This is a genomic window from Ruegeria sp. AM2, assembly GCF_056540685.1.
Map to the genome: position 1 here is coordinate 134,284 of NZ_JBQFXE010000008.1, position 23,776 is coordinate 158,059.

The 23,776-nt window shown below is 59.9% G+C and carries 24 protein-coding genes; 16 read left to right on the top strand and 8 right to left on the bottom strand.

The window, feature by feature from the left end; translation table 11 throughout:
* The first annotated feature begins 42 nt into the window (after positions 1 to 42).
* Positions 43 to 456 carry a group III truncated hemoglobin gene (locus ACR0CR_RS15045; protein WP_480600465.1) on the top strand — a complete coding sequence of 138 codons (414 nt, stop codon included), beginning with the start codon at positions 43 to 45 and terminating at the stop codon, positions 454 to 456.
* A 111-nt stretch (positions 457 to 567) separates the two neighbouring features.
* Positions 568 to 1,506: a DMT family transporter gene (locus ACR0CR_RS15050; protein WP_480600468.1), complete on the top strand. Its 939-nt coding sequence runs from the start codon at positions 568 to 570 to the stop codon at positions 1,504 to 1,506.
* Positions 1,507 to 1,557: 51 nt separating this feature from the next.
* On the opposite strand, the gene ACR0CR_RS15055 is transcribed toward ACR0CR_RS15050, so the two are convergent.
* The gene (locus ACR0CR_RS15055; protein ID WP_480600470.1) at positions 1,558 to 2,670 is read right to left on the bottom strand and encodes an S-(hydroxymethyl)glutathione dehydrogenase/class III alcohol dehydrogenase; all 1,113 of its coding nucleotides are present in this window, start codon (positions 2,668 to 2,670) and stop codon (positions 1,558 to 1,560) included.
* Between the two features lie 129 nt (positions 2,671 to 2,799).
* Between ACR0CR_RS15055 and ACR0CR_RS15060 the strand changes: the two genes are divergently transcribed.
* Positions 2,800 to 3,087 (top strand): I78 family peptidase inhibitor, encoded by a 288-nt coding sequence (locus ACR0CR_RS15060; protein ID WP_480600471.1) that lies wholly within the window; start codon positions 2,800 to 2,802, stop codon positions 3,085 to 3,087.
* Between the two features lie 62 nt (positions 3,088 to 3,149).
* The gene (locus tag ACR0CR_RS15065) at positions 3,150 to 4,802 is read left to right on the top strand and encodes a DUF6504 family protein (protein WP_480600474.1); all 1,653 of its coding nucleotides are present in this window, start codon (positions 3,150 to 3,152) and stop codon (positions 4,800 to 4,802) included.
* A 13-nt stretch (positions 4,803 to 4,815) separates the two neighbouring features.
* Here the strand turns inward: ACR0CR_RS15065 and ACR0CR_RS15070 are convergent, their stop codons facing one another.
* Positions 4,816 to 5,541 (bottom strand): SDR family NAD(P)-dependent oxidoreductase, encoded by a 726-nt coding sequence (locus tag ACR0CR_RS15070; RefSeq protein WP_480600477.1) that lies wholly within the window; start codon positions 5,539 to 5,541, stop codon positions 4,816 to 4,818.
* 192 nt (positions 5,542 to 5,733) lie between these two features.
* On the opposite strand from ACR0CR_RS15070, the gene ACR0CR_RS15075 reads away from it, so the two are divergent.
* From ACR0CR_RS15075 to ACR0CR_RS15095, 5 genes are read left to right on the top strand one after another with little or no spacing between them, the layout of a single operon-like run.
* Complete coding sequence (locus ACR0CR_RS15075) at positions 5,734 to 7,062, top strand: NAD(P)/FAD-dependent oxidoreductase (RefSeq protein WP_480600479.1); 1,329 nt, start codon at positions 5,734 to 5,736, stop codon at positions 7,060 to 7,062.
* On the top strand, positions 7,019 to 7,555 hold the full coding sequence (locus tag ACR0CR_RS15080) for a hypothetical protein (protein ID WP_480600481.1): 537 nt from the start codon (positions 7,019 to 7,021) through the stop codon (positions 7,553 to 7,555). The genes ACR0CR_RS15075 and ACR0CR_RS15080 overlap by 44 nt, the downstream gene beginning before the upstream one ends.
* Complete coding sequence (locus ACR0CR_RS15085) at positions 7,555 to 8,778, top strand: MFS transporter (RefSeq protein ID WP_480600581.1); 1,224 nt, start codon at positions 7,555 to 7,557, stop codon at positions 8,776 to 8,778. The genes ACR0CR_RS15080 and ACR0CR_RS15085 overlap by 1 nt, the downstream gene beginning before the upstream one ends.
* On the top strand, positions 8,775 to 9,392 hold the full coding sequence (locus ACR0CR_RS15090) for a DUF3833 domain-containing protein (RefSeq protein ID WP_480600483.1): 618 nt from the start codon (positions 8,775 to 8,777) through the stop codon (positions 9,390 to 9,392). Before ACR0CR_RS15085 ends, ACR0CR_RS15090 begins: the two co-directional genes overlap by 4 nt.
* A complete protein-coding gene (locus ACR0CR_RS15095; RefSeq protein WP_480600485.1) occupies positions 9,389 to 9,931 on the top strand; it encodes a DUF3833 domain-containing protein in 543 nt (180 codons plus the stop codon). Before ACR0CR_RS15090 ends, ACR0CR_RS15095 begins: the two co-directional genes overlap by 4 nt.
* Positions 9,932 to 9,967: 36 nt before the next feature.
* On the opposite strand, the gene ACR0CR_RS15100 is transcribed toward ACR0CR_RS15095, so the two are convergent.
* The 3 genes from ACR0CR_RS15100 to ACR0CR_RS15110 all read right to left on the bottom strand — a co-directional run bounded on the left by ACR0CR_RS15100 (position 9,968) and on the right by ACR0CR_RS15110 (position 12,920).
* Entirely contained in the window at positions 9,968 to 10,756 is a 789-nt protein-coding gene (locus tag ACR0CR_RS15100) for an ATP-binding cassette domain-containing protein (RefSeq protein WP_480600487.1), read from the bottom strand.
* 1 nt (position 10,757) lies between these two features.
* Entirely contained in the window at positions 10,758 to 11,882 is a 1,125-nt protein-coding gene (locus ACR0CR_RS15105) for an ABC transporter permease (protein ID WP_480600488.1), read from the bottom strand.
* A gap of 87 nt (positions 11,883 to 11,969) precedes the next feature.
* Positions 11,970 to 12,920: a sugar ABC transporter substrate-binding protein gene (locus ACR0CR_RS15110; protein ID WP_480600490.1), complete on the bottom strand. Its 951-nt coding sequence runs from the start codon at positions 12,918 to 12,920 to the stop codon at positions 11,970 to 11,972.
* Positions 12,921 to 13,105: 185 nt separating this feature from the next.
* Between ACR0CR_RS15110 and ACR0CR_RS15115 the strand changes: the two genes are divergently transcribed.
* Positions 13,106 to 14,110 carry a LacI family DNA-binding transcriptional regulator gene (locus ACR0CR_RS15115; protein WP_480600494.1) on the top strand — a complete coding sequence of 335 codons (1,005 nt, stop codon included), beginning with the start codon at positions 13,106 to 13,108 and terminating at the stop codon, positions 14,108 to 14,110.
* On the opposite strand, the gene ACR0CR_RS15120 is transcribed toward ACR0CR_RS15115, so the two are convergent.
* The 3 genes from ACR0CR_RS15120 to ACR0CR_RS15130 are packed head-to-tail and all read right to left on the bottom strand — an operon-like array spanning position 14,107 to position 17,270.
* Positions 14,107 to 15,240, bottom strand: a complete 1,134-nt coding sequence (locus tag ACR0CR_RS15120) for a Gfo/Idh/MocA family protein (protein WP_480600496.1) — start codon at positions 15,238 to 15,240, stop codon at positions 14,107 to 14,109. The two genes, ACR0CR_RS15115 and ACR0CR_RS15120, sit on opposite strands and share 4 nt — an antisense overlap.
* Positions 15,241 to 15,253: 13 nt before the next feature.
* Positions 15,254 to 16,147: a TIM barrel protein gene (locus tag ACR0CR_RS15125; protein WP_480600499.1), complete on the bottom strand. Its 894-nt coding sequence runs from the start codon at positions 16,145 to 16,147 to the stop codon at positions 15,254 to 15,256.
* A 19-nt stretch (positions 16,148 to 16,166) separates the two neighbouring features.
* Positions 16,167 to 17,270 (bottom strand): Gfo/Idh/MocA family protein, encoded by a 1,104-nt coding sequence (locus ACR0CR_RS15130; protein WP_480600502.1) that lies wholly within the window; start codon positions 17,268 to 17,270, stop codon positions 16,167 to 16,169.
* Between the two features lie 129 nt (positions 17,271 to 17,399).
* On the opposite strand from ACR0CR_RS15130, the gene iolD reads away from it, so the two are divergent.
* From iolD to iolG, 6 genes are read left to right on the top strand one after another with little or no spacing between them, the layout of a single operon-like run.
* A complete protein-coding gene (iolD, locus tag ACR0CR_RS15135) occupies positions 17,400 to 19,268 on the top strand; it encodes a 3D-(3,5/4)-trihydroxycyclohexane-1,2-dione acylhydrolase (decyclizing) (protein ID WP_480600505.1) in 1,869 nt (622 codons plus the stop codon).
* Complete coding sequence (locus tag ACR0CR_RS15140) at positions 19,268 to 20,107, top strand: phytanoyl-CoA dioxygenase family protein (RefSeq protein ID WP_480600507.1); 840 nt, start codon at positions 19,268 to 19,270, stop codon at positions 20,105 to 20,107. The genes iolD and ACR0CR_RS15140 overlap by 1 nt, the downstream gene beginning before the upstream one ends.
* Positions 20,104 to 21,081 carry a 5-dehydro-2-deoxygluconokinase gene (gene iolC, locus ACR0CR_RS15145; protein ID WP_480600510.1) on the top strand — a complete coding sequence of 326 codons (978 nt, stop codon included), beginning with the start codon at positions 20,104 to 20,106 and terminating at the stop codon, positions 21,079 to 21,081. The genes ACR0CR_RS15140 and iolC overlap by 4 nt, the downstream gene beginning before the upstream one ends.
* A 12-nt stretch (positions 21,082 to 21,093) precedes the next feature.
* Positions 21,094 to 21,951, top strand: a complete 858-nt coding sequence (locus ACR0CR_RS15150) for a 5-deoxy-glucuronate isomerase (RefSeq protein WP_480600511.1) — start codon at positions 21,094 to 21,096, stop codon at positions 21,949 to 21,951.
* Positions 21,948 to 22,778, top strand: coding sequence for a class II fructose-bisphosphate aldolase (locus ACR0CR_RS15155; RefSeq protein ID WP_480600514.1), 831 nt, complete (start codon positions 21,948 to 21,950; stop codon positions 22,776 to 22,778). Before ACR0CR_RS15150 ends, ACR0CR_RS15155 begins: the two co-directional genes overlap by 4 nt.
* A 1-nt stretch (position 22,779) precedes the next feature.
* Positions 22,780 to 23,769: an inositol 2-dehydrogenase gene (gene iolG / locus ACR0CR_RS15160; protein ID WP_480600517.1), complete on the top strand. Its 990-nt coding sequence runs from the start codon at positions 22,780 to 22,782 to the stop codon at positions 23,767 to 23,769.
* The last annotated feature ends 7 nt before the right edge of the window (positions 23,770 to 23,776 follow it).

A 23,776-nucleotide genomic window follows, 5' to 3' on the forward strand; every position in this document is an offset into this window, starting at 1 on the left:
TAACGGGATAAGCCCGCAACAGAGCCATATTCCGTGATCCCAATGACCCGACCAACCCTGCCCCCGCGCTTTCCCGCGACGCCCACGCAAATCAATGCGCAAGTCCGCGCCTTCTATGCACGCGTGCGCGAGGATTCGGTGCTGGGCCCTGTCTTCAACAAGCATGTCCACAACTGGCCCGCGCATGAGGACAAAATCGCCGCTTTCTGGCGCAACGCCATCCTGTATGAGCGCAGCTATGACGGCAATCCGCAGCGGGTACACATCGAACGGCCCGACGTGCGGCCCGAGATGTTCGCCCATTGGCTGGACCTGTTCGAAGAGGTCGCCACCCAGACGCTGCCCCCAGACACTGCAACCCCTTGGGTCGCATTGGCGCGACGCATCGGCGTCGGGATGAAGGCAGGGGTGCAATCCGCGCGCCAACCCAAGGATGCACCACCGATCCTGCGATAGTGGCGGCACGTAGAAAACCGATGTTAGCGGTAAAATTCAGACTATCAGACTCTGGCAAATGGGTTTAAGCAGCAAGTAATCCACCGGACATGTTACCCGAGGTCCCGCCAGATGACCGCACAAAACAATACCCTCAAGGGCCTTGGCTATGCTTTCGCGGGCTTTGCCGTCTTCGCCAGCCACGATGCGCTGATCAAAGTGCTGGGCGGGACTTACTCGGTGCTGCAGATCATCTTTTTTGCGACGCTGTTTTCCTTTGTACCGATGGCCGTCACAATCCTGACCGACCGTGCAACCGGGAACTTCCTGCCCCGACACCCGTGGTTGGTGCTGTTGCGATCAGCCCTGATGCTGACGGGCATGTCCTGCGCCTTTTATGCTTTTTCGGTCCTGCCTTTGGCCGAGGTCTATTCGCTGCTGTTTTCCTTCCCGCTGATCGTCACGGTTCTGTCGATCCCGGTTTTGGGAGAAGTCGTGCGCGCCCAACGCTGGGCCGCTGTCGGCGTCGGTCTGATCGGCGTTCTGATCGTTCTGCGACCCGGCGCAACAGATATCACCCTGGGCCACCTCGCCGCGCTGACGGCGGCATTTTGCAGCGCCTTCGCTTCGGTTCTGGTGCGCAAGATCGGAAATGAGGAGCGCTCGGCTGTACTCATCCTCTACCCGATGCTGCTGGCCATCGGAGTCATGAGCCTCGCGCAGCCTGCCGTTTATCAGCCGCCCTCGCTGCTGCATCTGGCGATGATGGCACTGGTTGGGGTGTTCTCGGTCATCGCGCAGCACCTGATCATTCTGGCCTATCGCGCCGCCCCTGCGGGCGTGGTCGCCCCCAGCCAATACAGCCAGATCATCTGGGCCACCCTGTTCGGCATGGTCTTCTTTGGTGAAAAACCTGACGGCTGGGTCGCGGTCGGGGCCAGCATCATCATCGCCTCGGGCGTCTTCGTGGTGTGGCGCGAGAGCCGGGCGAACACGTCGTCCACCAACACCCCTGTTCTGCGGGTGAGGTCACCGCGGTCAGATACCGGGGCGACGCGGCCCGGAGAATAGCAAACGGCGCACCACCCAGTGCGCCGCTCTCAAAATCCTTGGTTCAGTGTCTTAGTAGACGACGACCGACCGGATGCTCTCGCCCCGGTGCATCAGGTCGAACCCTTCGTTGATGTCGTCAAGCCCCATGGTGTGGGTGATCATCGGATCGATCTCAATCTTGCCTTCCATGTACCAGTCGACGATCTTGGGCACGTCGGTGCGACCCCGTGCGCCGCCAAAGGCCGTGCCGCGCCATGACCGACCCGTGACCAGCTGGAAGGGACGGGTCGAGATCTCAGCGCCGGCAGGTGCCACGCCGATGATGATCGATTCACCCCAGCCTTTGTGCGCTGATTCCAGAGCATCGCGCATCACGCCGACATTGCCGGTGGCGTCAAAGGTGTAGTCCGCACCGCCTTTGGTCAGATCGACCAGATAGGGAACCAGATCGCCTTCGACCTCTTTTGGGTTCACGAAATCGGTCATGCCGAAGGCCGTTGCCATGTTGACCTTTGACGGGTTCAGGTCCACGCCGACAATCTGATCGGCCCCGGCCAGACGCAGGCCCTGGATCACGTTCAGGCCAATGCCGCCAAGACCAAAGACAATGGCGCGGCTTCCGATTTCGACCTTGGCAGTGTTGATGACCGCTCCGATCCCGGTGGTTACACCGCAGCCGATGTAGCAGATCTTGTCGAAAGGCGCGTCTTCGCGCACTTTGGCCAGCGCGATCTCGGGCAGAACCGTGTGGTTCGAGAAGGTCGAGCAGCCCATGTAATGCAGGATCGGGTCCCCATCCAACGTCGAAAAGCGCGATGTGCCATCCGGCATCAGACCTTGTCCCTGCGTGGTGCGGATCGCCTGACACAGATTGGTCTTGGGATGCAGGCAATATTCGCATTCGCGACATTCCGGCGTGTAAAGCGGGATCACGTGATCACCGGGCTTCAGGCTGGTGACGCCCGGGCCGACTTCGACCACCACGCCTGCGCCTTCATGGCCAAGAATGGCTGGGAACAGACCCTCGGGGTCCGCACCGGACAGGGTGAATTCATCGGTATGGCAAATGCCGGTGGCCTTGATCTCAACCAGAACTTCACCCGCCTTGGGGCCTTCGAGATTCACCTCCATCACTTCCAGAGGTTTGCCCGCCTGAACGGCGACGGCGGCACGGGTACGCATAATGACTGTCTCCCTGTCTGTTTTTTCCGACCCTGCGTCAATTGCAGCGCGTTTTCAACTGCGCTTTGGTGACAGCTATGCTAAACACTTGATATTTCAGAAACGACATTGCCGGAAAGAGGAACGCCAATGTATCGATTTATCCCTGCGCTGGGTTTGTTGGCCGCGTGCGCGCAACCGCCCGTTTCCGAAGATGACCCGCTTGCGCCCCGGGGCGCCCCCGTCGATTTGGCCTTTTGTCAGGGTGAGCCCTTTGCAGAGTCCATCGGACAACCGGTATCGACCATTCAGGCGGATTTACCGGACCGATCCCGCGTGCTTGGACCGGATGGGATCGCCACGCAGGATTACCGCATCGACCGCCTGAACGTTTATGTGAATGGGTCCGGGATCATTCAACGGCTGACCTGCGGCTAGGCGTGGACTCGGGGTATGATTCTCATTTAAGAACAAAATGAGAACATTTTGATGTCTGCCCAATGCCGAAACGCCGAATACTATCCCTGTGGTTCCCCCGATTGGGGGCTGAACGGCTGATCCGCGCCGCGCGGGGGCTGCAGGACGGGCCTTTGGCTGTCGTCGCCGAACAGTCGAACATGCAGGTCATCACGTCTTTGAATACCGACGCACAGGCCGCCGGGCTGCACGTGGGGCAGCCGGTGCGTGATGCTCATGCCATGTGCGCCGCGCTGATTACGCGCCACCGCAACGCTCCGGCCGAGGCTGCGTTTCTGACCGCCCTGCGCCGCTGGGTCGGTAAGTTCAGCCCATGGGTCGCCGAAGAGGCCCCCGATGGGTTGATTGTGGACCTGTCAGGCTGCGCGCATCTGTTCGGCGGGGAAGAAGCGTTGCTGAGCGTGATTGAGACCGATTGCGCCGATATGGGGTTAAGCGTGCAGATGGGTATCGCTGATACGCTGGGCGCGGCCTGGGCTTTGGCACGGTACGCGGGGCAAGAGGCCACCTCGGACCGCAATGGTGACGCCATCAATCAGGAAGCCCGCGCCACCCGCGCCCGCGCCACCAAGCGGCGGCACTGGACCAAGGGCGGGGCCGCGCCGCAGGTGATTGCACTGGGCGGTGGTGCCCGCGTTGCCGCACCGGGGCAATCCTATGGCGCGCTCAGCCCCTTGCCCATCGCAGCGCTGCGGCTGGAAGATCGTGTCGTGACGCAGTTGAACAGTCTGGGCCTGCGTCGGATCGGGGACCTGCTGGGCCAACCGCGCGCCGGTTTGGCGAGACGGTTCGGGCGCGGCCTCGTGCTGCGGTTGGATCAGGCAATGGGCAGCGCGCCCGAGCCGGTCTCTCCTGCCCGCCCGCCAAATCACTTTGCGGTGCGCATGACCCTGCCCAACCCGATTGGTCTGGTCGAGGATGTGATGGCAGCAATTGACCGGGTGTTGCCGACGCTTTGTACCAAGCTTGAGGAGAAGGGCCGCGGGGTGCGGACCTTGCGGCTTGAGGCCCATCGCGCCGATCAGGCGGCCGAGGTCATCGAGATCGGTCTGGCCCGGCCAACTCATGACAAACATCGCATTCGTCCTTTGTTAGAGATGAAAATCGACAAGATCGATGCGGGCTATGGCATCGACATGCTGCGGCTTGAGGCGATCCAGACGGAACCCATCCACGCCCGCACCATGGCCGGTCATGCCGAGGCGCGCCGTGTGGCCCGCGACCGGCTGGACGGCAACACCGCCGTCGAAGACCTGATCGGCAAGCTGGGCGCGCGGGTGGGGCTCGACGCGATCACTCGGCGGCATCCGGCGGCCTCGCATATCCCCGAGAAGACCGCGCAGGTGCTGGCTGCTGCATGGTCAGAACCCGCGCCCGACTGGCCTGCACCACCCCGTCCGCGACCCTTGCAGATGTGGCAGCCCGAGCCGGTGATGGCCCCGGAAACCCCGGATGTTCCAACCGCCTTTCGCTGGCGCGGGCGCGACTGGCAGCTGGCGCAGGCCACAGGCCCGGAACGCATCGCCCCGGAATGGTGGCTGGACGACCCCAACTGGCGCAGCGGCGTGCGCGATTACTGGGTGGTGGTGACCGAACAGGGGGAACGTTTGTGGCTGTTCTACGGCCATGGCGGCACGATGTCCGCAGGCTGGTTCTGTCAGGGACAGTTTGGATAAGTCTGATTAGGGTCTATTTTCCACGATAAACCAGCAAATCCGGCAGGTAATCGATCAAACGCAGAACCCAGGAGAACGGCGCAGGAAAATCCGTGCGGAACCGGCGGCGCGACATGGCTTTGACCACGCGATCCGCCGCATCCTCGGGCGTCATCAGCATCGGCATCTTGAAACTATTCTTCTCGGTCAGGCGCGTTTTGATAAACCCGGGGTTCACAATCCGCACCGTTACACCCGTACCCGCAAGATCATGTCGCATCGTTTCCGCCAGCGACACCAGCGCCGCCTTGCTTGACGCATAGCCGATCGCAGCAGGCAACCCATGATACCCGGCCAAAGAGCCGATCAGCGTGATCTCTCCCCGCCCGGCTTTCACGAAACCGGGCACGGTTTCCCCAAGCACGCGCATGGCCCCCAGATAGTTCACATCCGCCATTTTCAGCGCCGCTTCGGTATCCCACTCGCCGCTTCGCATCGGGTCATAGGCCCCGGCATTGTAAACCAGCCCATCCACCGACCCGGTCTCGGCCACAGCGGCTCGAACAGACTCTAAATAAGTGACATCCATCGGAACGGAACGCGCATTGGGCAAATCGGCACAGATTTCCGCCAACCGATCCGCATTGCGCGCCGACAGGATAAGATGTGCACCCTGACGACCAAGCGCTTCGGCCAGCGCGCGGCCCAAACCTTCGCTTGCGCCGATGATCCAGTAGGTTTTTCCGTCAAAGATGCTCATTCAGGGACCGTTTCATTGATCTATGGTGGTTTTACGGCCACGAAAGGACGCTGGATCACGTCGTAACGATTGTAACGCGGGCCGTAACCCAATGTCACAACGTAGTGCATAAAAGAAAAACCTCTAACCCGATTGATCCACCCCCGCCTATCCTGCGTATCCTATTGTAATACGTTACATAACGAGGCTTGAATGTTCGACGAATCCCGGGGCGACCGGAAGAAAATCGCAGTAATTGGCGCAGGCATCTCAGGTCTCTCCGCAGCTTACTATCTTTCATCCAACAACGACGTAACCGTTTACGAGGCCGAACCCCGGCTGGGTGGTCATGCGCGTACAGTCATGGCTGGAAAGAACGGAGACCAGCCGGTGGACACCGGCTTTATTGTCTTCAACTACAAAACCTACCCCTATCTGACCAAGTTGTTTGATGAGCTGAATGTGCCGGTCACCGAGTCCGAGATGAGCTTTGGCGCGACCATCGACAATGGCCGCATCGAATACGGGTTGAACAACCTGCGCACGCTGACGGCGCAGAAACGCAATCTGGCGCGTCCGGCGTATTACAAGATGATCGCGGACATTCTGCGCTTTGGCAAAGAGGCGCCAGACGCCGCACAGGACGACGACACCACGATCGGAGAACTGGTGGATCAGCTGCGCCTCGGTCACTGGTTCCGCCACAACTACCTGATGCCCATGTGCGGTGCGATCTGGTCTACTCCGGTAGAATTTGTCGATCAGTTCCCCGCCCGGTCTTTGGTGCAGTTCTTCCGCAACCATGCCCTGCTGGCCAGCGGTCGCGCAAAACAACATCAGTGGTACACGGTCAAAGGCGGCAGCATTGAATATGTGCGCCGCATCGAAGCCGTACTGCGCGATCGGGGCAGCAACATTCGCGTTGCATCGCCCGTTCAGCAGATCGAACGGCACGATCTTGGGGTGACGGTTCACAGCGATGGTCGGGCCGATCTGTTTGATGAGATCATCCTCGCAACACATTCCGACCAGTCACTGGCGATACTGGGCGATTCAGCGACCAAGGCGGAACGCGCAGCGCTAGGTGCGATCAAATACCAGCCGAATACAGCCATATTGCACTGCGACCCCCGGCAAATGCCGCGACGCCGCGCATGTTGGTCCAGTTGGACCTACAGGTCGCAAAAGGGCAATGTTGGGGTCACATATTGGATGAATAGGCTTCAGAATATTCCCGACAGCGACCCGCTTTTTGTGACGCTGAATGCCTCATCAGAGATTCCCGCGGACAAAATCTATGACCAGGTCGAATTTGCCCATCCGGTGTTCGATAAGGCGGCCCTGAAGGCCCAAGGTCAAATCCGCGCGATGCAGGGACAGAACCGAACATGGTTTGCCGGGGCATATAACCGGCATGGCTTTCACGAAGACGGGATCGCCAGCGCGATGCATGTCGTTGATCGGCTAAATGGCGTCCCGCAGACACTCGGAGCAGACAATGCGACCTCTGACAAAAATCCGGTATTTTCGGCCTCGGCATGATCTGAGCGCCCTTTTGCTTTCTGCAGCGCTGCTTGTCCCGACCGGGCTGGCGGCGTCAACTGTTGCGAATGAGTTGAAGAACGCAGAACTGCGCGGATCTGCGACCTATCGCTATCTCGGGTTCCCGCTGTATGACGCGCAACTCTTTACCCAAGGGGGTGCGCCGCTCAATTGGACCCAGGATTTCGGGCTTGAGCTTCAATACCGCCGGAATGTGACCAAAAAGGCGCTGATCAACTCGACATTGGACGAGATGGACCGGATCGGACGCCCAGCCCCGGTCCGCGATCAGCTTGAGACCTGTTTTGCCGTCGTGACGAAAGGCGACCGGTTTCTGGCCGTATCCGAGGGGCCCAACAAAGTTCGGTTTTGGCTGAACGGGCGCAAGACCTGCACTATGTCCTACCCGGGCATCAAACGCAGCTTCATGTCGATCTTTCTGGGCGACAACACCCGTTCTGCTGCGTTCACGCAGAAACTGCGCGGGCGATGATGCTGTACCCGCGTGTCAGCCTCTATGCGCTGATGCTGGCTGCGGCGGGCATCCCGCTGTATATCCATCTGCCGCGCTTTGCCGCTGTTAATCTGGGCATTGGCCTGGGCGTGATCGGCACTGTGCTGCTGGTCATCCGCCTGGTCGATCTGGTTCAAGACCCGGTGATTGGCTGGGCCATCGACCGCTGGCCGGGCGGGCAGATTCTGTTCGCTACTGCGGCTGCATTGGGGCTGGCCGTCGGGTTTCCGCTGCTCTTCAATCTACCCGAAGGCGCAAGTATCGTAGCGTTAGTGTCTGTTTTGGTGCTGTTGTTCTCAGCCTACAGCCTCGGCACTATTCTGCTTTATGGGCGCAGCGCGACGCTGGCGAAACAAGCCAGCGCAAAGGAACTGATGACCCTCGCCGCCTTTCGCGAAGGCGGGCAATTGAGCGGTGTCATCATCGCCGCTGCCGCGCCTGCGGTGCTCGTCGCCCTTGGCGCCGGATCGCAGGGTTATCCAAGCTTCGGGATATTCCTTGGCGTGCTTGCTGTTTTGGTTTTGATCCTGACATTGCCGATTTGGCGCAGGACACCCATCACCGGAGACAGCCTGTCTTTCGCCGGTTTGGGCGAGTCAGGAGCGTTGCGCTTGCTGATGCTGGCTCTGATCAACAGCCTGCCGGTCGCCATCACCTCAACCCTGTTTCTGTTTTTCGTCGAAGACCGTCTGCAGCTGCCCGGCAAGGCTGGCCCGCTTTTGATCCTGTTCTTCCTGAGCGCCGGGGCGAGCGTCCCGCTTTGGGCAAAGCTGAGCAATCGGATTGGTCCGAAGCAGACCCTGATGATCGCGATGCCGCTGTCGATCGCGGGGTTTATCGGAGCGGCCTCGCTGTCTGCGGGCAATCTGGGTGGCTTCGCGCTGATCTGCCTGGCCTCGGGCGCGGCGCTTGGCGCTGACATGGTGGTTTTGCCAGCCATGTTTTCGGTCGCGCTGACCCGGGCCGGGCTGAACGCCTCAGCCGCGTTCGGCATCTGGTCCTTTGCCGGGAAACTTGGCCTGGCACTGGCCGCCTTTTTCACATTGCCACTGCTGGAGCGCAGTGGATTTTCACCGGGACAAGCCAATTCGGCTGACGCGTTGAGAACGCTCAACCTCGCCTATGCCGTGCTGCCCTGCATCCTGAAACTCGGCGCGTTCGGAATGGTCCTGACGCTGCCAACAGAGGTCTCTGCCAAATGACACTCATTGCAATCTTTTTGTGCGCCATCCTTGCCCTGCTCTTTGCCCGCGGCAGGTATCTGAGCTTTCGTTCGCAATCGCCCACGGACTATTCGGGCACCGGGCCGAGGTTCGACATGAAGACGAACCTGAACGGCGAAATCCTGTCCGAGGGGCTGATCTATGGCCCTAACGGAAAGATGTCGAACAGCTTTGTTGCCCGAATGGTCGGCGAATGGGACGGCAATAAGGGAACGCTGTCGGAATACTTCACCTACTCGAACGGCAAGAAGATGACGCGCAAGTGGTACCTGACGTTGGGCACAGGCAGTACGTTTATCGCAACGGCGGATGACATCGTCGGCGAAGGTAAAGGCACGATTTCGGGCTCGACCGTCAAGCTGAACTACCGGATCATCCTGCCGGAGGATGCGGGCGGCCATACTCTGGATGTGACCGACTGGATGTATCTGACCGAAAACGGCGTGATCATGAACCGGTCCGAGATGCGCAAATTCGGTATCAAGGTGGCCGAGTTGGTTGCGACCATGCGCCCGGCACCCGAAACCAAATCGGCTCATCTGAACGGCGCAAACGGATATGACGCTGCCGCTGAGTCGCGGACGCTGCAATGATCTCGCGCCGTTTTCTGATCGGGCTTTTGGCCATTGCGGGTTTGGCAATTCTCACCGCTTGTTCGGCGAAACCCCGAGTGCCAAAAACGTTCCTGTCCGACAAGCAGTTGAACCTTGAAGAGTTCTTTGAGGGTAAAACCGTCGCCTATGGTCAGTTTCAGGATGTTCTGGGTAACGTCCCGCGCCGCTTTACGGTGGAAATCGACGGCACCTGGGACGGTGAGACGCTGACGCTGGTAGAGGATTTTGCTTATGACGACGGCGCGACCGAACAGCGGATCTGGACCCTAACCAAGACCGGCGAGGACACCTGGACCGGCACTGCGCCCGGCGTGTTGGGCACCGCAAGCGGGGTCGAACGGGGTGATACGTTCAACTGGAAATACAAGATCGACCTGCCCGTCAAAGATGGAACGATGCGGGTCAATTTCGATGACTGGATGTGGCTGCTGTCCGATGACCGGCTGCTGAACCGCGCCTATGTCTCGCGCTTTGGCATTCGGCTGGGCGAGGTCATTTTGTATTTTGAGAAGAAATAGACGCCCCGCCGGCGCTGCGAGCGGGGCGCTTAGGGATTAAACGGTTCCGCCGAGGCTGCCCTCAAGCTCGACCAGTTCCTGACCGCCCGCCATCATATCCTGTAACTCATCAGGGGTGATCTGCCCGCGCTGCGCGGTACCCAGAGTCTGACCTCGGTTCAGAACTGTGAAGCGGTCACCCACAGCCAACGCATGGCGGACGTTGTGGGTGATAAAGACTACCGCGATGCCTTGCTTGCGCACCTTGTCGATGGTCGCCAGCACGTTGGCGGTCTGGCGCACCCCAAGGGCCGAAGTTGGTTCGTCCAGAATCAGAACCTTGGCCCCGAAATGCACCGCGCGCGCGATAGCGACGGTCTGGCGTTCACCACCCGACAGAGTGCCCACCGCCTGATCGGGACCGCGCAGATTAATCCCCATTTTCTTCATCTCTTCCATCGTGACCTGATTGGCATAGTCATGATCGAAGAACTCAATCGGTCCGACCTTTTTCACCGGCTCATTACCCATGAAAAAGTTCCGGCTGACCGACATCAGAGGGATCATTGCCAGATGCTGGTGCACCGTCGCGATCCCGGCCTCGATCGCGTCGCGCGGGTCGGCAAATTGCATGGGGTGACCTTCGAACAGGATCTCTCCGTGCGTTGGTTTGTGAACGCCGGACATGGTTTTGATGAAGGTCGATTTGCCGGCACCGTTGTCGCCCAGCAGACAGTGGCATTCGCCAGGGAACACATCGACTGAGACACCCGCCAGCGCGATGACGCTGCCGAAGTGCTTTTCGATGTTCTTCATCTGGATAATGGGTGCATGTTCGGGATTCATATCAACGCTCCCCTGTGATGATGCGGCGGATGTAAGTGTTAAGGATCACAGCCCCCAACAGGATCACGCCCAGGAAGACCCGGAACAGCGAGCTTTCGACGCCCGCGAAGAACAAGCCCTGTTGCACCACGCCAAAGATCAACGCGCCCAGCGCCGCGCCCAGAACCGAGCCATAGCCGCCGGTCAGAAGTGCGCCACCGATGACGACCGCGATGATCGCCTCGAACTCCTTGAGCAGACCGCGATCCGCACCGGCCGAGCCGAACTCCATCACCTGACAGACCGCAAAGATTGTCGCGCAGAAGGCGGTGAACATGAACATCAGGATTTTCACGCGGTTCACTGGCACGCCCGAGTTGCGCGCCGCTTCGGCATCGCCGCCTGACGCGAAAATCCAGTTTCCGAATTTGGTTCTGGTCAGCAGGACATGGCCAAAGATGATCAACACAATCGCCCAGACAATCAGCATTGGCACTCCGTCCACGACCGGCTGCCCGGCGCGGGTGCCGCGTTCGAACACCGCGATGATACCGGCGTCGCCAAGCCATTGGAAAAGACCCTGAAGGATCTTGCCGCCAAAAACCGGGGCCAGCCAGTCGCCCTCAGCCGCGTCCTTGACGCCACCGATGATCGTTTTGCGTTCAATCACCTGCGGCAGGAAAATGGTAAAACCGCGCAGGATGAACAGGAAGGCCAACGTCACGATAAAGCTGGGCAGCCCGGTCCGGACCACGATCCAGCCGTTCAACGCTCCGATCGCGACCGCCATCGCGAAGGTGACAACAATGGCCATCCAAACCGGCCAAGCCAGCGTGACCGAGAATATGGCGATCATCATCCCGGAAAAGCCGATCATCGACCCGACCGACAAGTCGAATTCACCAGCGATCATCAGAAGGCAGGCCCCGACCGCAATGATCATAAACTGTGCCGACACAATCGACCAGTTCATTACCCCTTGAGCGTTGAACATGCCGCTGTCGAATGCAAACAGCAGGAAAAAGGTGAAGACGGCGACGGTGCCGACGATGCCGCCAAGTTCTGGCCGGATCAGCGCTTTGCGCAGCGGCGAGATCTCTTTGATCCGTTCGTCGTGTAGAGTCGTGTTCTGAGCAGACTCGCCCATGAGAGCGCTCCTCCGGTAGATGCAGTGATTTTTGGTCAGAAAACAGTTGGCGGGCGCCCAATTGTTTGAGCGCCCGCTTTTTGAGAATTAGCGGTATTCGCCTGCAAATTCTTCGATTTTGCTCAGGCCGTCGGCGGTTACGAATCCGGGGCCCGAGTTGATGTTGTTGCCGGGCAAAACGCCATAGCGGTGATAGTTGGCCATGACCACAACCGGCAGGTAGGCCTGCAAGAAGGGCTGCTGGTCGATGCCCCACTGAATCACACCGGACTTGATCGCTTTGACGATTTCGCCACCCAGATCAAAAGTGCCGAAATAGATGTCGCCGGCCATGCCGTTTTCTTCCAACGCCAGAATGGTCGGGTCAGCCGATGTCGGGCCCAGCGTCAGAACAGCTTCGGTGTTCGGGTTCGCCGACAGATAGGCCAGCACGCGGTTTTTAACCTCGCCCGGGTCCTGACCTGCGTCGATCATCTGATCGCCCAGCTCAATACCCAGCCCGTCGGCAAATCCCTGGCAGCGTTCCTGGCTGGAGGGCTGCACGATATAGTGGTTCACACACAGGAAGGACCCGATGCCGTCGCCCTTGGCGCGCAAACCGGCTGCATAGCCCGCATCATATTCCGGCTGACCGACATACATCAGCGCGCCGACTTCACGCGCCTGATCCGGAGTACCGGTGTTCATGATGATGACATCCACACCAGAATCCACTGCCGATTTGATCGGGCCGCTCAGCACGTCATAATCAGCCAGCGTGGTGATGATCCCATTCGGACCCGAGGCCGCCGCCTGATCGATGATCCGCGCCATGTCGGCCAGGTCGCCGGTCGGCGGGTTGCGGTATTCGACTTCAACGCCCATATGCTCGCCCGCCAAGGCGATGCCGTTCTTGATCGTGTTCCACCAGCTGTCGCTGTCCGGAGCATGGCTGACCAGAATGTATTTCTCACCTTCCGCCGCAGCGCCGGTGGCTGCGATCAGCGGCGTCGCAGCCACCACCGCCGCCAGCGCCAGCTTCTTCGTCAGTGAAGTCATGATGTCCTCCCAAAACTCATTTTTTTCGGAATGAGATGGTCCTCCCCACCTCTCCGACTCAAGTTAGAACATATCCCGTGATTTTTTGCAACCGGTTGCAAAACGAATTGATTTCGTTTCATACTGCACTTGCCGGGGAATGCGGATAAAAGGACCGCCAGACGAAGCAAGGGGTGATTGAAGGCATGGCCGTGACGTTGAAAGAGGTTGCAGAACGCGCTGGCGTTTCCCGCTCGGCTGTATCGCGCACCTTTACCGACGGGGCCTCGGTATCCGACAAGATGCGCCGCAAGGTGGAAAAGGCCGCACACGAGCTTGGCTACAGTCCGAATGCGCTCGCCTCATCTTTGACCACCGGGCGTACCAAGCTGATCGGGCTGGTGTCGAACAACTTTCACAACCCGATCTTTCTGGAAGTGTTCGACCTGTTTACGCGAGGGTTGCAGGATCGTGGGCTGCGTCCGCTGCTGGTCAACCTGACGGATGAAATCGACCCGGCCAATTCGGTTCGGATGTTGCGCCAGTATTCGGTGGATGGCGTGGTCGTAGCCTCTTCGACCCTCCCCCCCGGTTTTGCAAAAGCGTTTCGGGATGCAGGTGTTCCCGTTGTACATAGTTTCGGGCGGTACTCGTCATCACCTCAGGTGCATGTCGTCGGGATCGACAATACGGAATGCGGGCGGATGGCGGCGCAGGAACTGATGCGCCGTGGCTACTCAGATGTCGCGTTTCTGGGTGGGCCCGAGGCGGCGACCTCGACCCAGGACCGTTATTCCGGATTCATGTCCGAGATGTCCAAACATCCAAAAATCCGCACGACCTATTCCTTTGCAGACGCCTATTCCTTTGACGCGGGCCGCCGAGAGATGTTGCGCCTGCTGAAATCAAAACCCGCGCAGGCATATTTCTGTGGCGACGACGTTTTGTCGATTGGTGCTTTGTCGGCGGTCAAAGACAGCGGCCTGAAGGTACCCGAGGATATCGGCTTGATCGGCCTGAATGACATGGAAATGTCCCGGTGGGAGAACATTGACCTCACCACCATTCACCAGCCGATCCGACAGATCGTCAGCTCTTCCATTGAGTTGATGGTGGCGACCTTGCAGGAACCCGACCGCTACCCCGAGGCGCGAATTTTTCCGTGTTCGGTGGTTGAGCGGGGCACATTACGCCCCGCCGCTTCCGGTTAGCGGAACATCGGCGGACGCGCGTCCATCCAAGCGCTGCCCTGTTTTGCAGACTCCACAGCAGTGTAAACGGCTGCCATGGATCGCACCCCGTCTGCCGCGTTGGGCAGCCCGTCGCGGACCTCTCCGGCAATCGCATCCGCCAGGTCGCAATAGATATTCGCAACCGCCAGGGGGAACCCTTCTGGATGCGCAATCGCCACGCGACTGAGGCGCTGCGCGTCCTCGTACAACCCGCCTTCGCCTTTTTCAATGATCTGCAAGCGTCCACCGACGGGCGTATAGATCAACTGGTTCGGCTGCTCGGACGCCCAGCGCAGGCCGCCGGTTTCTCCGAACACCTGAATGTCAAACCCATGTTGGCGACCGATGGCCACCGAGGACGTCCATAGGCGGCCAACTGCGCCTTTAGCCGTTCGGAAGTTGACCATAGCGTCATCTTCCAACTCGCGGCTGCCGATGGTTGAGGCGAAATCGGCGGACAGAATCTCGACCTCGTCATCCGCAATAAACCCGGCCATGTGCATGGCGTGGATACCGCAATCGGCGAACTGGCCGGACACGCCCGCCATCGCCGGATCATAGCGCCAACGGACGCGCGGATTGTCGGCGTCGGTGGCGTCGCCGTGATGGCCATGGCTGAAATTGGTGACGACCAGACGCACCTTGCCGATCTCACCTGCGCGGACCATCGCGCGGGCTTGCCGCACCATGGGATAGGCGGAATAGCAGTAGTTGACCGCGCAAATCTTACCGGATTTCTCGGCCACTTTGACGATCTCTTCGCCCTCTTCCACGGTCATGGTCATGGGCTTTTCGCACAGCACATTGAACCCGGCCTCAAGGAAGGCTTTGGTGATCTCGAAATGTGTCGCATTGGGCGTGGCCACAGTGACCAGATCAATGCGGTCGTCGCGCCCGCGCTCACCTTCCAGCATCTCGGTCCAGTCGCTATAGGCGCGGTCTGCCGCGATGCCCAACCGTTGCGCATATTCTCGCCCGATATCGGGCCGATGATCCAATGCTCCGGCACTGAGTTCGAAATGCCCGTCCGCCAGCGCACCCAAGCGGTGCGCCGGTCCAATCTGGCTGCCTTCGCCACCACCGATCATGCCCCATTTCAGTTTGGTCATGGTCCGGGCCTCCTTAGCTGAAACCAATGGATTCAAGGTATTCCCGGTTCTTCCGGGCGTCGCCCACCGGATCGGGATCGAGTGTCGGGTCACAGTCCTGTTCAACCGTGCACCATCCGGTGAAACCTGCGTCCAGCAGCACGTGACGGACGGTCGGAAAGTCCACGTCACCCTCACCCAGATTGCAGAAAATTCCCTGCCCGCAGGCATCGTAAAAACCTGTCCGATTGGCGATCACATCCGCCTTTACGGTCGGCGAGATATCCTTGAAGTGCATATATGAGATCCGGCCGACATAACGCTGCATAAAGCCAACCGGATCAAAGCCCGCATAGGAATGATGACCTGTGTCGAAGCAGATTTTCAACAGGCTTTCATCCACCTCATCCAGCAGCCGTTCCAACTCGGGCTCAAAGTCCATGAAGCCCGCCGCGTGGGCGTGCATACCCACTGTCAGCCCGTATTCTTCGGACCCGATGCGTGCGCTTTCGGCAATTCGGTCGCGATACGCCGCCCATTCGGATTGGTCCATTTGCTCGGCCTCATCCGCACGGCCAGCGGTGGGCGCGCGACGGGGTGAGATCGCATCGATCAACACCAGATGCTGCGCCCCATGCGCCTTCAGTGCGCGGGCAGTGCGGTGGGTGGCGTCCAGCACGTCCTCCCAAGCGTCGGGGTCGTGATAGTTGCGGAACACAACGCCGCCGATCAACTCCAGATCATGCTCGGCCAGCGCGTCGGCCAGGATCGCAGGGTCTTCAGGCATGAACCCCACCGGGCCCAGTTCGATCCCCTTAAACCCGGCCGCAGCGCAGTCGCTGAGAACGGTTTTCCAATGCGGGTTGCGCGGGTCCTGCGCAAATTCCACGCCCCACGAACAGGGCGCATTGCCAATTCTGATGCTCATCTTGTCTTATCTCCGATGCTCAGAAATCTTCGATGTTTTTCCAGCTTTCATCCGCCGACGACGCCAGCGCCGCAGCGACGATCCGGTTGACCTCATGCCCGTCGCGGAAGGTCGGCCAGACCGGCTTGCCTGTCTCGATCGCATGCAGGAAATCACGCGCCTCGATGATGATCTGATCCTGATAGCCCGTGCCATGGCCGGGGCCCTGACAGAATGGCTCATAATCCGGGTGCGCCGGGCCGGTCAGGATTTTGCGGAAGCCACGTTCAGCCTCGGGACCGTCCATGCGATAGAGCCACAGGGCATTCTGATCCTCCTGATCAAAGCGGACCGCACCCTTGGTGCCGTTGATCTCATAGGCGTAGCCCATCTTGCGCCCGGTCGCGATGCGGCTGAAATACATCGACCCCATCGCTCCATTGGCAAAGCGTACCATCATCTGGGCTTGATCGTCATTGTCGACCTCACCGCCCGGGCGGGTTTTGTGCACGGTCTCGACCTCAGCCATCACGCGGTTGATCGGTCCGATCAATGCCAGCGCGGCATTGATCATATGCGGGGCAAGATCGCCCATCGTCCCGTTGGACATTCCCGAGGTGCGCCATGTGGCAGGGGCCTGCGGGTCGGCATAGAAATCCTCGGTGTGCTCGCCCCGGAACCATGTGACCTCACCGATCTCTCCGTCTGCAATCAATTGGCGGGCGTATTGGCTGGCGGGCGTGCGGATATAATTGAAGCCGACCATGTTGGCCGCGCCCGAGGCCTCGGCTGCCTGCACCATCGCAGCGCCATCTTCCATCGACGCGCCCAGAGGTTTCTCGCACAGAACCGGCTTGCCCAGCGCAATTGCCGCCAATGCGATCTGGCGGTGCGTTTCCTGAGGGGTCGCGATCACAATGGCTTCGACCTCGGGATCCTTCACCAGCACCTGCCAATCGTCGGTCGCACGGGCGAATCCGTAGGCCTGACGATAGCGCTCGGCGCTTTCGGGCGAGGACGCGCACACCATCTCCAACCGGGGGCGCAGGTCCGTGTTGAACACGGCCCCGACCGAGGACATGGCAACCGCATGGGCCTTGCCCATATATCCGCCGCCCAGAATGCCAATGCCGATCTCTGCCATTCCGACGCCCTCCCTCGCTTTTTCTTGAAAACCATTTGCAACCGGTTGCAAAACTTGTATCGTGAGAATAGGACTCTCGCAAGCTGCATTCGGCACTGCACCGCAATTTTCCTAAAGGAGCCCGCAGACATGTCCGCGCAACACGACACTGTTTACCTGACAACGGCGCAGGCGATCATTCGCTGGCTGTCGAACCAGTTAATCCAGATCGACGGACGGGAATATCGGTTATGTGGCGGGGGTTTCGGGATATTCGGCCATGGCAATGTGACCTGTCTGGGCGAGGCGTTGAATGCGGTGCGAGATGAGCTGCCGCTCTATCGCGGACAGAATGAACAGAGCATGGGATTCGCCGCTGCGGGCTATGCCAAACAATGGCTGCGTCAGCGATTCATGTTTTGCACCGCCAGCGCGGGGCCCGGTACTGCGAATCTGCTGACAGCCGCCGGACTGGCCCATGCCAATCGCCTGCCGATGCTGATGTTGTGCGGAGATACATTCATCACCCGTCTGCCCGATCCGGTCCTGCAGCAGATGGAGAATTTCAACGATCCGACCTTCGGCCTGAACGACGCATTCAAGCCGGTCAGCCGGTACTGGGACCGCATCACCCACCCGGCGCAGGTCATTCAGTCCCTGCCCGCTGCCATTGCGACGATGCTGGACCCGGGCGATTGCGGGCCTGCCTTCCTGGGGCTGCCGCAGGATGTTCAGGGCTGGACCTATGACTATCCGGTGAAATTCTTTGAGAAGAAGGTGCATCGCATTCGTCGCCAAGCGCCCGATGCGGATGAGGTTGCCGATGCGGCAGCCACTCTGGCCGGTGCCAAACGCCCGATGATCATCGCAGGTGGCGGCGTGCAGTACTCGCATGCCGTGGCTGAATTGACTGCGTTCGCCGAAAAACACCAGATTCCGGTCGTCGAAACCATCGCAGGCCGCGCCAATATGCTGGCGAGCCATCCGCTGAATATCGGCCCCGTAGGCGTGACCGGATCGGACAGTGCCAACGCGATTGCGGAGCAGGCCGATGTGATCGTCGCCGTCGGAACCCGCCTGCAGGATTTCACAACCGGCTCGTGGACGGCTTTTGCCAAGGATGCTCAGTTCATCTCGATCAATGCCGCGCGGCATGATGCGGGCAAACATATGTCGCTCCCGGTTGTTGGCGATGCCAAGTTGTCGATTCAGGCTTTGACAAAGGCTGTTGACTATTCGGCACCGCAAGATTGGGTTTCGCTGGCGCAAGACGAGCGGCAAAAGTGGGATACCTATGTGGCCGAGAATGTCGCATACGGAAACCGCCCGAACTCCTACGCTCAGGCCATCGGCGTTGTGAACGAACTGTGCGACACGCGCGACCGCGTGGTGGCCGCTGCCGGGGGTCTGCCCGCAGAAGTCACCGCCAATTGGCGCACATTGGATATCGGCACGGTCGATGTCGAGTTCGGCTTTTCCTGTATGGGCTATGAGATCGCAGGCGCATGGGGCGCGCGCATTGCCCAATCTGAACGTGAGCCCGACAAGGACACGATCACCTTCTGCGGTGACGGGTCTTACCTGATGCTGAATTCAGACATCTATTCCTCGGTTCTGAGCCGCAAGAAGATGATCGTTCTGGTGCTGGACAATGGCGGCTTTGCCGTCATCAACAAGCTGCAGAACAACACGGGCAATGAAAGCTTCAACAACCTGCTGGAGGATTGCCCCACCATCCCCGAAACTTTTGGCGTCGATTTCGCGGCCCATGCGGCCTCGATGGGGGCGACCAGCGAAAAGGTCGCGAACCCGGCAGAACTGGCCGAGGCTTTCAAACGCGCCAAGGCCAGCGACAAGACCTATGTGATCGTCATGAACGTGGACGCCTATGAGGGTTGGACAACCGAAGGCCACGCCTGGTGGGAGGTCGGAACCCCCCACACTTCTGCGGATGAGAAGGTCCGCGATGCGCATGTCGAATGGGAATCCACGCGTGAAAAGCAGCGTAAGGGGGTGTGATGAGACGGTTCACAGCAGAAACAGCCGATCCTGACATCATCGTCGATGAGTTGCTGAACGGCGGTGGCGCGGTTGCGATATCGGGCCTGTTCACACCCGAGGAGGTCGCCGAGGCACGCGCCATCATCATGGCCGAATCCGAGACCGTCGCCGAAAAAGTGACTCATTTTCAGGGCGCTGCAGAAGAAGACGGTAAGCTGAACCTGCAACGCCGGGTGTGGAACCTGTTGGCCAAGGGCGATGTGTTCTCGCGCATGGCAGCGCATCCGGTGTTGATGAAGATCCTGCGAAAGTTTCTGGGCACCGAATTCATCATGGGTTCGATCGCAGCCAATCGCATCCTGCCCGGCGGGCCGGGGCAGGAACCGCATGTGGATTATCCCTACTGGGATTTTCACAGCCCCGAAACGCATCCTGTTGGTCTGAATGGCTCGTTTCCGATGAACGCACAGGTCTCGGTCCTGCTGGACCCGTTCACCAAGGAAAGCGGCGCGACTGGGTATGTGCCCGGATCGCAGAAAGAGCTGCGGTATCCCACACCCGAAGACAAGTTCTACGACAAGTGCGAGCAGATGACCGGTGAACCCGGCGATGTGGCTCTGTTTTACGGCGTGACATGGCATTGCGCGATGCCGAACAAGGCAGATCACGACCGCAGCGCGATTCTGATCCAGTACCTGCCCAAATGGGTCAAGCCGATGGAGGATATGCCCGCCGCCCTGCCTCAGGATTTCATTGATCAGGCCAGCCCTGACATGCGGCAATTGCTGGGTCTGAACTATCCCTACCCCGAGGTGCTGGACACCGCGCGGGCAGGCAATACCGAGGGGCGCAAGTGACTCTGATCGAAGGCATTAAAGGCAATCGCTTTGCCGTGTTTGGCCGGGCCGGGATGGACATGTTCGCCGACCCGGTCGGGGCCAAAAGCGAAGACGCAAAGGTGTTTCGTGCCGATCTCGGTGGATCAAGCGCCAATATCTGTGCGGGGCTGGTCAAGCTGGGGTCCCAAGCTGCGCTGATCACCTCGGTCTCGGACGATGCGGTGGGGCGGTTTTGCGTGAACCGGTTGCAGGATTACGGTGTGGATACCCGTTTCATCCGCGCCGTGGGCGGCGAGGCGCGCACCTCGCTGGCCGTTTATGAAAGCTGTATCGAGGATTTCCAGAACGTCATCTATCGCAACGGGGCGGCTGATTTTCAGGTGACCGAAGCGGATATGGACGCGGTCGATTACACCGCGTTCTCGGCCCTGATTACGGCAGGCACGGTGTTTGCGGCCGAGCCTTCCCGATCGGCCACGTTCCACGCGTTCGAAAACGCACGGGCCGCAGGCCTGCCGGTGATCTTCGACATTGATTACCGCCCCTATAGCTGGCCATCGCCAGACGTCGCCTCGGAGGTTCTGACCCGCGCAGGCAACGAAAGCGATCTGATTGTCGGCAATGACGAAGAATTCGGATTCATGGCGGGCGGCATCGAAAAGGGCCTGGATAAGGCACGCGAACTGGCGGCCAACGGCAAAATGGTGATCTACAAGATGGGCCACGAGGGGGCCATCACGCTGGCAGACGGGCAAGAGGTCCGGACCGGCATCTACCCGGCCACCGCCGTGAAGCCCAACGGTGCGGGCGACAGTTTTCTGGCCGGTCTTCTCGCCTCGATCGCCGCCGGGCACGGCTTGCGCGACGCGGTGCTGCGCGGCTCGGCCTGCGCGTCGATAGTCGTGTCGAAACCCGGTTGTGCCGGGGCCATGCCGACCACGCCCGAATTGGACGAATTTCTGGCCCGACACCCGGGCCCCACGGATACCTGAAAGGAGACGCAGATGCATATCGCGCCCCATGACAACCAGAACAAACCCATCGTCGATGCCGATCACGATCTGGTGCCGTTGAACTATTTCAACATCGTCAAACTGAAAAAGGGCGAGGTGTTCGAATATGCCGTTCCGGGCTATGAGACCTGTATCGTGCCCGCCACCGGTACCGTGGATGTCGACGTGGACGGCGTTGCGTTCACCAACCTCGGCAACCGCACCATCGACGTCTGGGATGGCGAGCCCGAGGGCGTCTATGTGCCTGTCGGCGCCAAGGTGCGTATCACCTGCATGACGGATGAAACCGAAACCTTCATCGCTGGCGCAAAGTTCGACCGCGTGCTTGAACCTTTTGACGTCCGCGTGCCCGAGCTGGATCTGGTGCAATATGGCTCGGACGACACCAAGACCCACCGCAAGATCAAACACATTCTGGGTGCAAACCATCACGACAAGGTGGGTCGCTTGCTGGTGTCCGAGCTTTATACCGTCGGTCAGGGCGGCTGGTCCGGCTTTCCCAGCCACAAGCATGACACCGACCGCAAAGGCGACGATGGCGAAATGATCGAAACCCGCCATGATGAGACTTACAATTTCCGCTTCCGGCCCAACCATGGCTCGGGCGTTCAGATGCTGCAGCGTGAGGATAACAAGCCAGGCGATGCGTACCACATCATGGACGGCTCAACGATCCTGCTTGACAAGGGCTATCACCCCTGTGCGGTTCTACCGGGGTATGAGATGTATTATTTCACCATCCTCGGTGGCCTCAGCCAACGCTCGCTGAAACAGTATTTCCAGCCGACCCATGCGGATCAGCTGCACACGATCCCCGGCATCATGGACATGGTGGCCAAGTTCAAATGAGCCTTGTGGCATTATCGGACGTGCTGCAACCCGCGCTGCGTGACGGCTACGCCGTGACCGGACTGGTGACGTTGGGCTGGGAAGACATGCGCGCCTATGTGGCCGCAGCCGAGGCCGAAAACGTACCGATCATCCTGCAAGCCGGTCCGTCCTGTCGCGAGCACACGCCGCTGCCAATTCTGGGCAAGATGTTCCGTCATTTGGCCGAAGGGGCCAGCGTGCCTGTCGTGGCCCATCTGGATCACGGCTACAGCCATGAAGACTGCCGTATTGCCATCGACAGCGGCTTTACGTCGGTCATGTTTGACGGTTCGCGCAAAACTCTGGCCCAGAACATCTCTGAGACCGCTGCGATCGTCGAAATTGCCCATTCTGCCGGGGTTTCCTGCGAGGGAGAGATTGGCTTTGTTGGCTATTCCGGCGGCGAAGGCTCGGATGGCACCGACCCGGATGAAGCGGCGCAATTTGCCCGCGAGACGGGCGTGGATGCAATGGCGATCTCGGTCGGAAATGTCCATCTGCAGCAGAACAAGGAGGGCGGTCTGGACGAGGCCCGCATCCGTGCCATCGAGGCCGTCACCGAGGTGCCCTTGGTGATCCATGGCGGATCGGGCGTGCCGGTGGCGCAGCGCACGGCGCTGGCGCGGGGCTCGAAAATCTGCAAGTTCAACATCGGAACCGAGCTGCGAATGGCCTTCGGCGACGCCCTGCGCGCGGCAGTGAATGCCGACCCGGATCGGTTCGACCGCGTTCTTATTCTGAAAGACACACATGAACCGGTGGTCGAAGCGACCCGCCGCGTTCTTCGGGCCTTCAAAGGGGCATGACATGCTGAATATCGGATTGCTGGGCTGCGGGCGGATCGGACAGGTGCATGCCCGATCAATCACTCAGATCGAAGGCGCGCGTGTCCGCGCCGTGGCGGATGCTTTTGCGGAACCCGCCGGAATGCTGGCAGACAAGACCGGTGCTGCAATTCTGCCCGCCGAGGAACTGATTGAAAGCGCCGATGTCGATGCCGTGGTTATCGGAACCCCAACCGACACTCATTACGACCTGATCCATCAGGCGGCCCGCGCAGGAAAGGCGATCTTCTGCGAAAAACCGGTGGACATGTCCGCCGACCGCATCCGCGACTGCATCAAAGTGGTCGAGGCGGCGGGCGTCCTTTTCATGACCGCCTTCAACCGCCGGTTTGACCCGAGCTTTGCCAATATTCATTCCCGCATCGCAGCGGGAGAAATCGGCGCGGTCGAGATTGTCACCATATTGTCCCGCGATCCGTCGCCACCACCGATCAGCTATATCGAAAGTTCTGGCGGCCTGTTTCGCGATATGATGATCCACGATCTGGACATGGCGCGTTTCCTGCTGGGTGAGGAACCTGTAACGGTCTACGCCGTCGGTTCTTCTCTGGTCGATCCCGCGATTGGTCAGGCCGGAGATGTCGATACAGCGGCGGTCACCCTGACGACGGCCAGCGGCAAGATCTGTCAGATCTCAAACTCGCGCCGTGCCAGCTATGGTTACGACCAGCGGATCGAGGTGCATGGGGAAAAGGGCCTACTGCGGGCGGAAAACGTGTTGGAAAACTCTGTCGAAGTTGCGACTGGGGATGGGTTCCGCAGAGCCCCGACAAAGCACTTCTTTCTGGAACGATATGAGGCCGCATACCGGGCGGAGATGTCCCATTTCATCGCAGCTGTGACAGAGGGCAAACCCATGACCCCCGGGATCGTTGACGGGCTTCGGGCGCAAATGCTGGCAGATGCTGCCGCACAGTCGTTGACCGAGGGTCGTGTTGTCGCGCTGACCTGAACTGACT

What these genes read in the sequence shown, in the direction of transcription:
- ACR0CR_RS15095 (WP_480600485.1), top strand. Translation starts at nt 9,389, where the DNA reads ATGATCTCGCGCCGTTTTCTGATCGGGCTTTTGGCCATTGCGGGTTTG.
- ACR0CR_RS15085 (WP_480600581.1), top strand. Translation starts at nt 7,555, where the DNA reads ATGCTGTACCCGCGTGTCAGCCTCTATGCGCTGATGCTGGCTGCGGCG.
- ACR0CR_RS15100 (WP_480600487.1), bottom strand. Translation starts at nt 10,756, where the DNA reads ATGAATCCCGAACATGCACCCATTATCCAGATGAAGAACATCGAAAAG.
- ACR0CR_RS15110 (WP_480600490.1), bottom strand. Translation starts at nt 12,920, where the DNA reads ATGACTTCACTGACGAAGAAGCTGGCGCTGGCGGCGGTGGTGGCTGCG.
- ACR0CR_RS15050 (WP_480600468.1), top strand. Translation starts at nt 568, where the DNA reads ATGACCGCACAAAACAATACCCTCAAGGGCCTTGGCTATGCTTTCGCG.
- ACR0CR_RS15045 (WP_480600465.1), top strand. Translation starts at nt 43, where the DNA reads ATGACCCGACCAACCCTGCCCCCGCGCTTTCCCGCGACGCCCACGCAA.
- ACR0CR_RS15115 (WP_480600494.1), top strand. Translation starts at nt 13,106, where the DNA reads ATGGCCGTGACGTTGAAAGAGGTTGCAGAACGCGCTGGCGTTTCCCGC.
- ACR0CR_RS15065 (WP_480600474.1), top strand. Translation starts at nt 3,150, where the DNA reads ATGCCGAAACGCCGAATACTATCCCTGTGGTTCCCCCGATTGGGGGCT.
- ACR0CR_RS15080 (WP_480600481.1), top strand. Translation starts at nt 7,019, where the DNA reads ATGCGACCTCTGACAAAAATCCGGTATTTTCGGCCTCGGCATGATCTG.
- iolG (WP_480600517.1), top strand. Translation starts at nt 22,780, where the DNA reads ATGCTGAATATCGGATTGCTGGGCTGCGGGCGGATCGGACAGGTGCAT.
- ACR0CR_RS15090 (WP_480600483.1), top strand. Translation starts at nt 8,775, where the DNA reads ATGACACTCATTGCAATCTTTTTGTGCGCCATCCTTGCCCTGCTCTTT.
- ACR0CR_RS15070 (WP_480600477.1), bottom strand. Translation starts at nt 5,541, where the DNA reads ATGAGCATCTTTGACGGAAAAACCTACTGGATCATCGGCGCAAGCGAA.
- ACR0CR_RS15060 (WP_480600471.1), top strand. Translation starts at nt 2,800, where the DNA reads ATGTATCGATTTATCCCTGCGCTGGGTTTGTTGGCCGCGTGCGCGCAA.
- iolD (WP_480600505.1), top strand. Translation starts at nt 17,400, where the DNA reads ATGTCCGCGCAACACGACACTGTTTACCTGACAACGGCGCAGGCGATC.
- ACR0CR_RS15140 (WP_480600507.1), top strand. Translation starts at nt 19,268, where the DNA reads ATGAGACGGTTCACAGCAGAAACAGCCGATCCTGACATCATCGTCGAT.
- ACR0CR_RS15155 (WP_480600514.1), top strand. Translation starts at nt 21,948, where the DNA reads ATGAGCCTTGTGGCATTATCGGACGTGCTGCAACCCGCGCTGCGTGAC.
- ACR0CR_RS15075 (WP_480600479.1), top strand. Translation starts at nt 5,734, where the DNA reads ATGTTCGACGAATCCCGGGGCGACCGGAAGAAAATCGCAGTAATTGGC.
- ACR0CR_RS15120 (WP_480600496.1), bottom strand. Translation starts at nt 15,240, where the DNA reads ATGACCAAACTGAAATGGGGCATGATCGGTGGTGGCGAAGGCAGCCAG.
- ACR0CR_RS15055 (WP_480600470.1), bottom strand. Translation starts at nt 2,670, where the DNA reads ATGCGTACCCGTGCCGCCGTCGCCGTTCAGGCGGGCAAACCTCTGGAA.
- ACR0CR_RS15130 (WP_480600502.1), bottom strand. Translation starts at nt 17,270, where the DNA reads ATGGCAGAGATCGGCATTGGCATTCTGGGCGGCGGATATATGGGCAAG.
- ACR0CR_RS15125 (WP_480600499.1), bottom strand. Translation starts at nt 16,147, where the DNA reads ATGAGCATCAGAATTGGCAATGCGCCCTGTTCGTGGGGCGTGGAATTT.
- ACR0CR_RS15150 (WP_480600511.1), top strand. Translation starts at nt 21,094, where the DNA reads ATGCATATCGCGCCCCATGACAACCAGAACAAACCCATCGTCGATGCC.
- ACR0CR_RS15105 (WP_480600488.1), bottom strand. Translation starts at nt 11,882, where the DNA reads ATGGGCGAGTCTGCTCAGAACACGACTCTACACGACGAACGGATCAAA.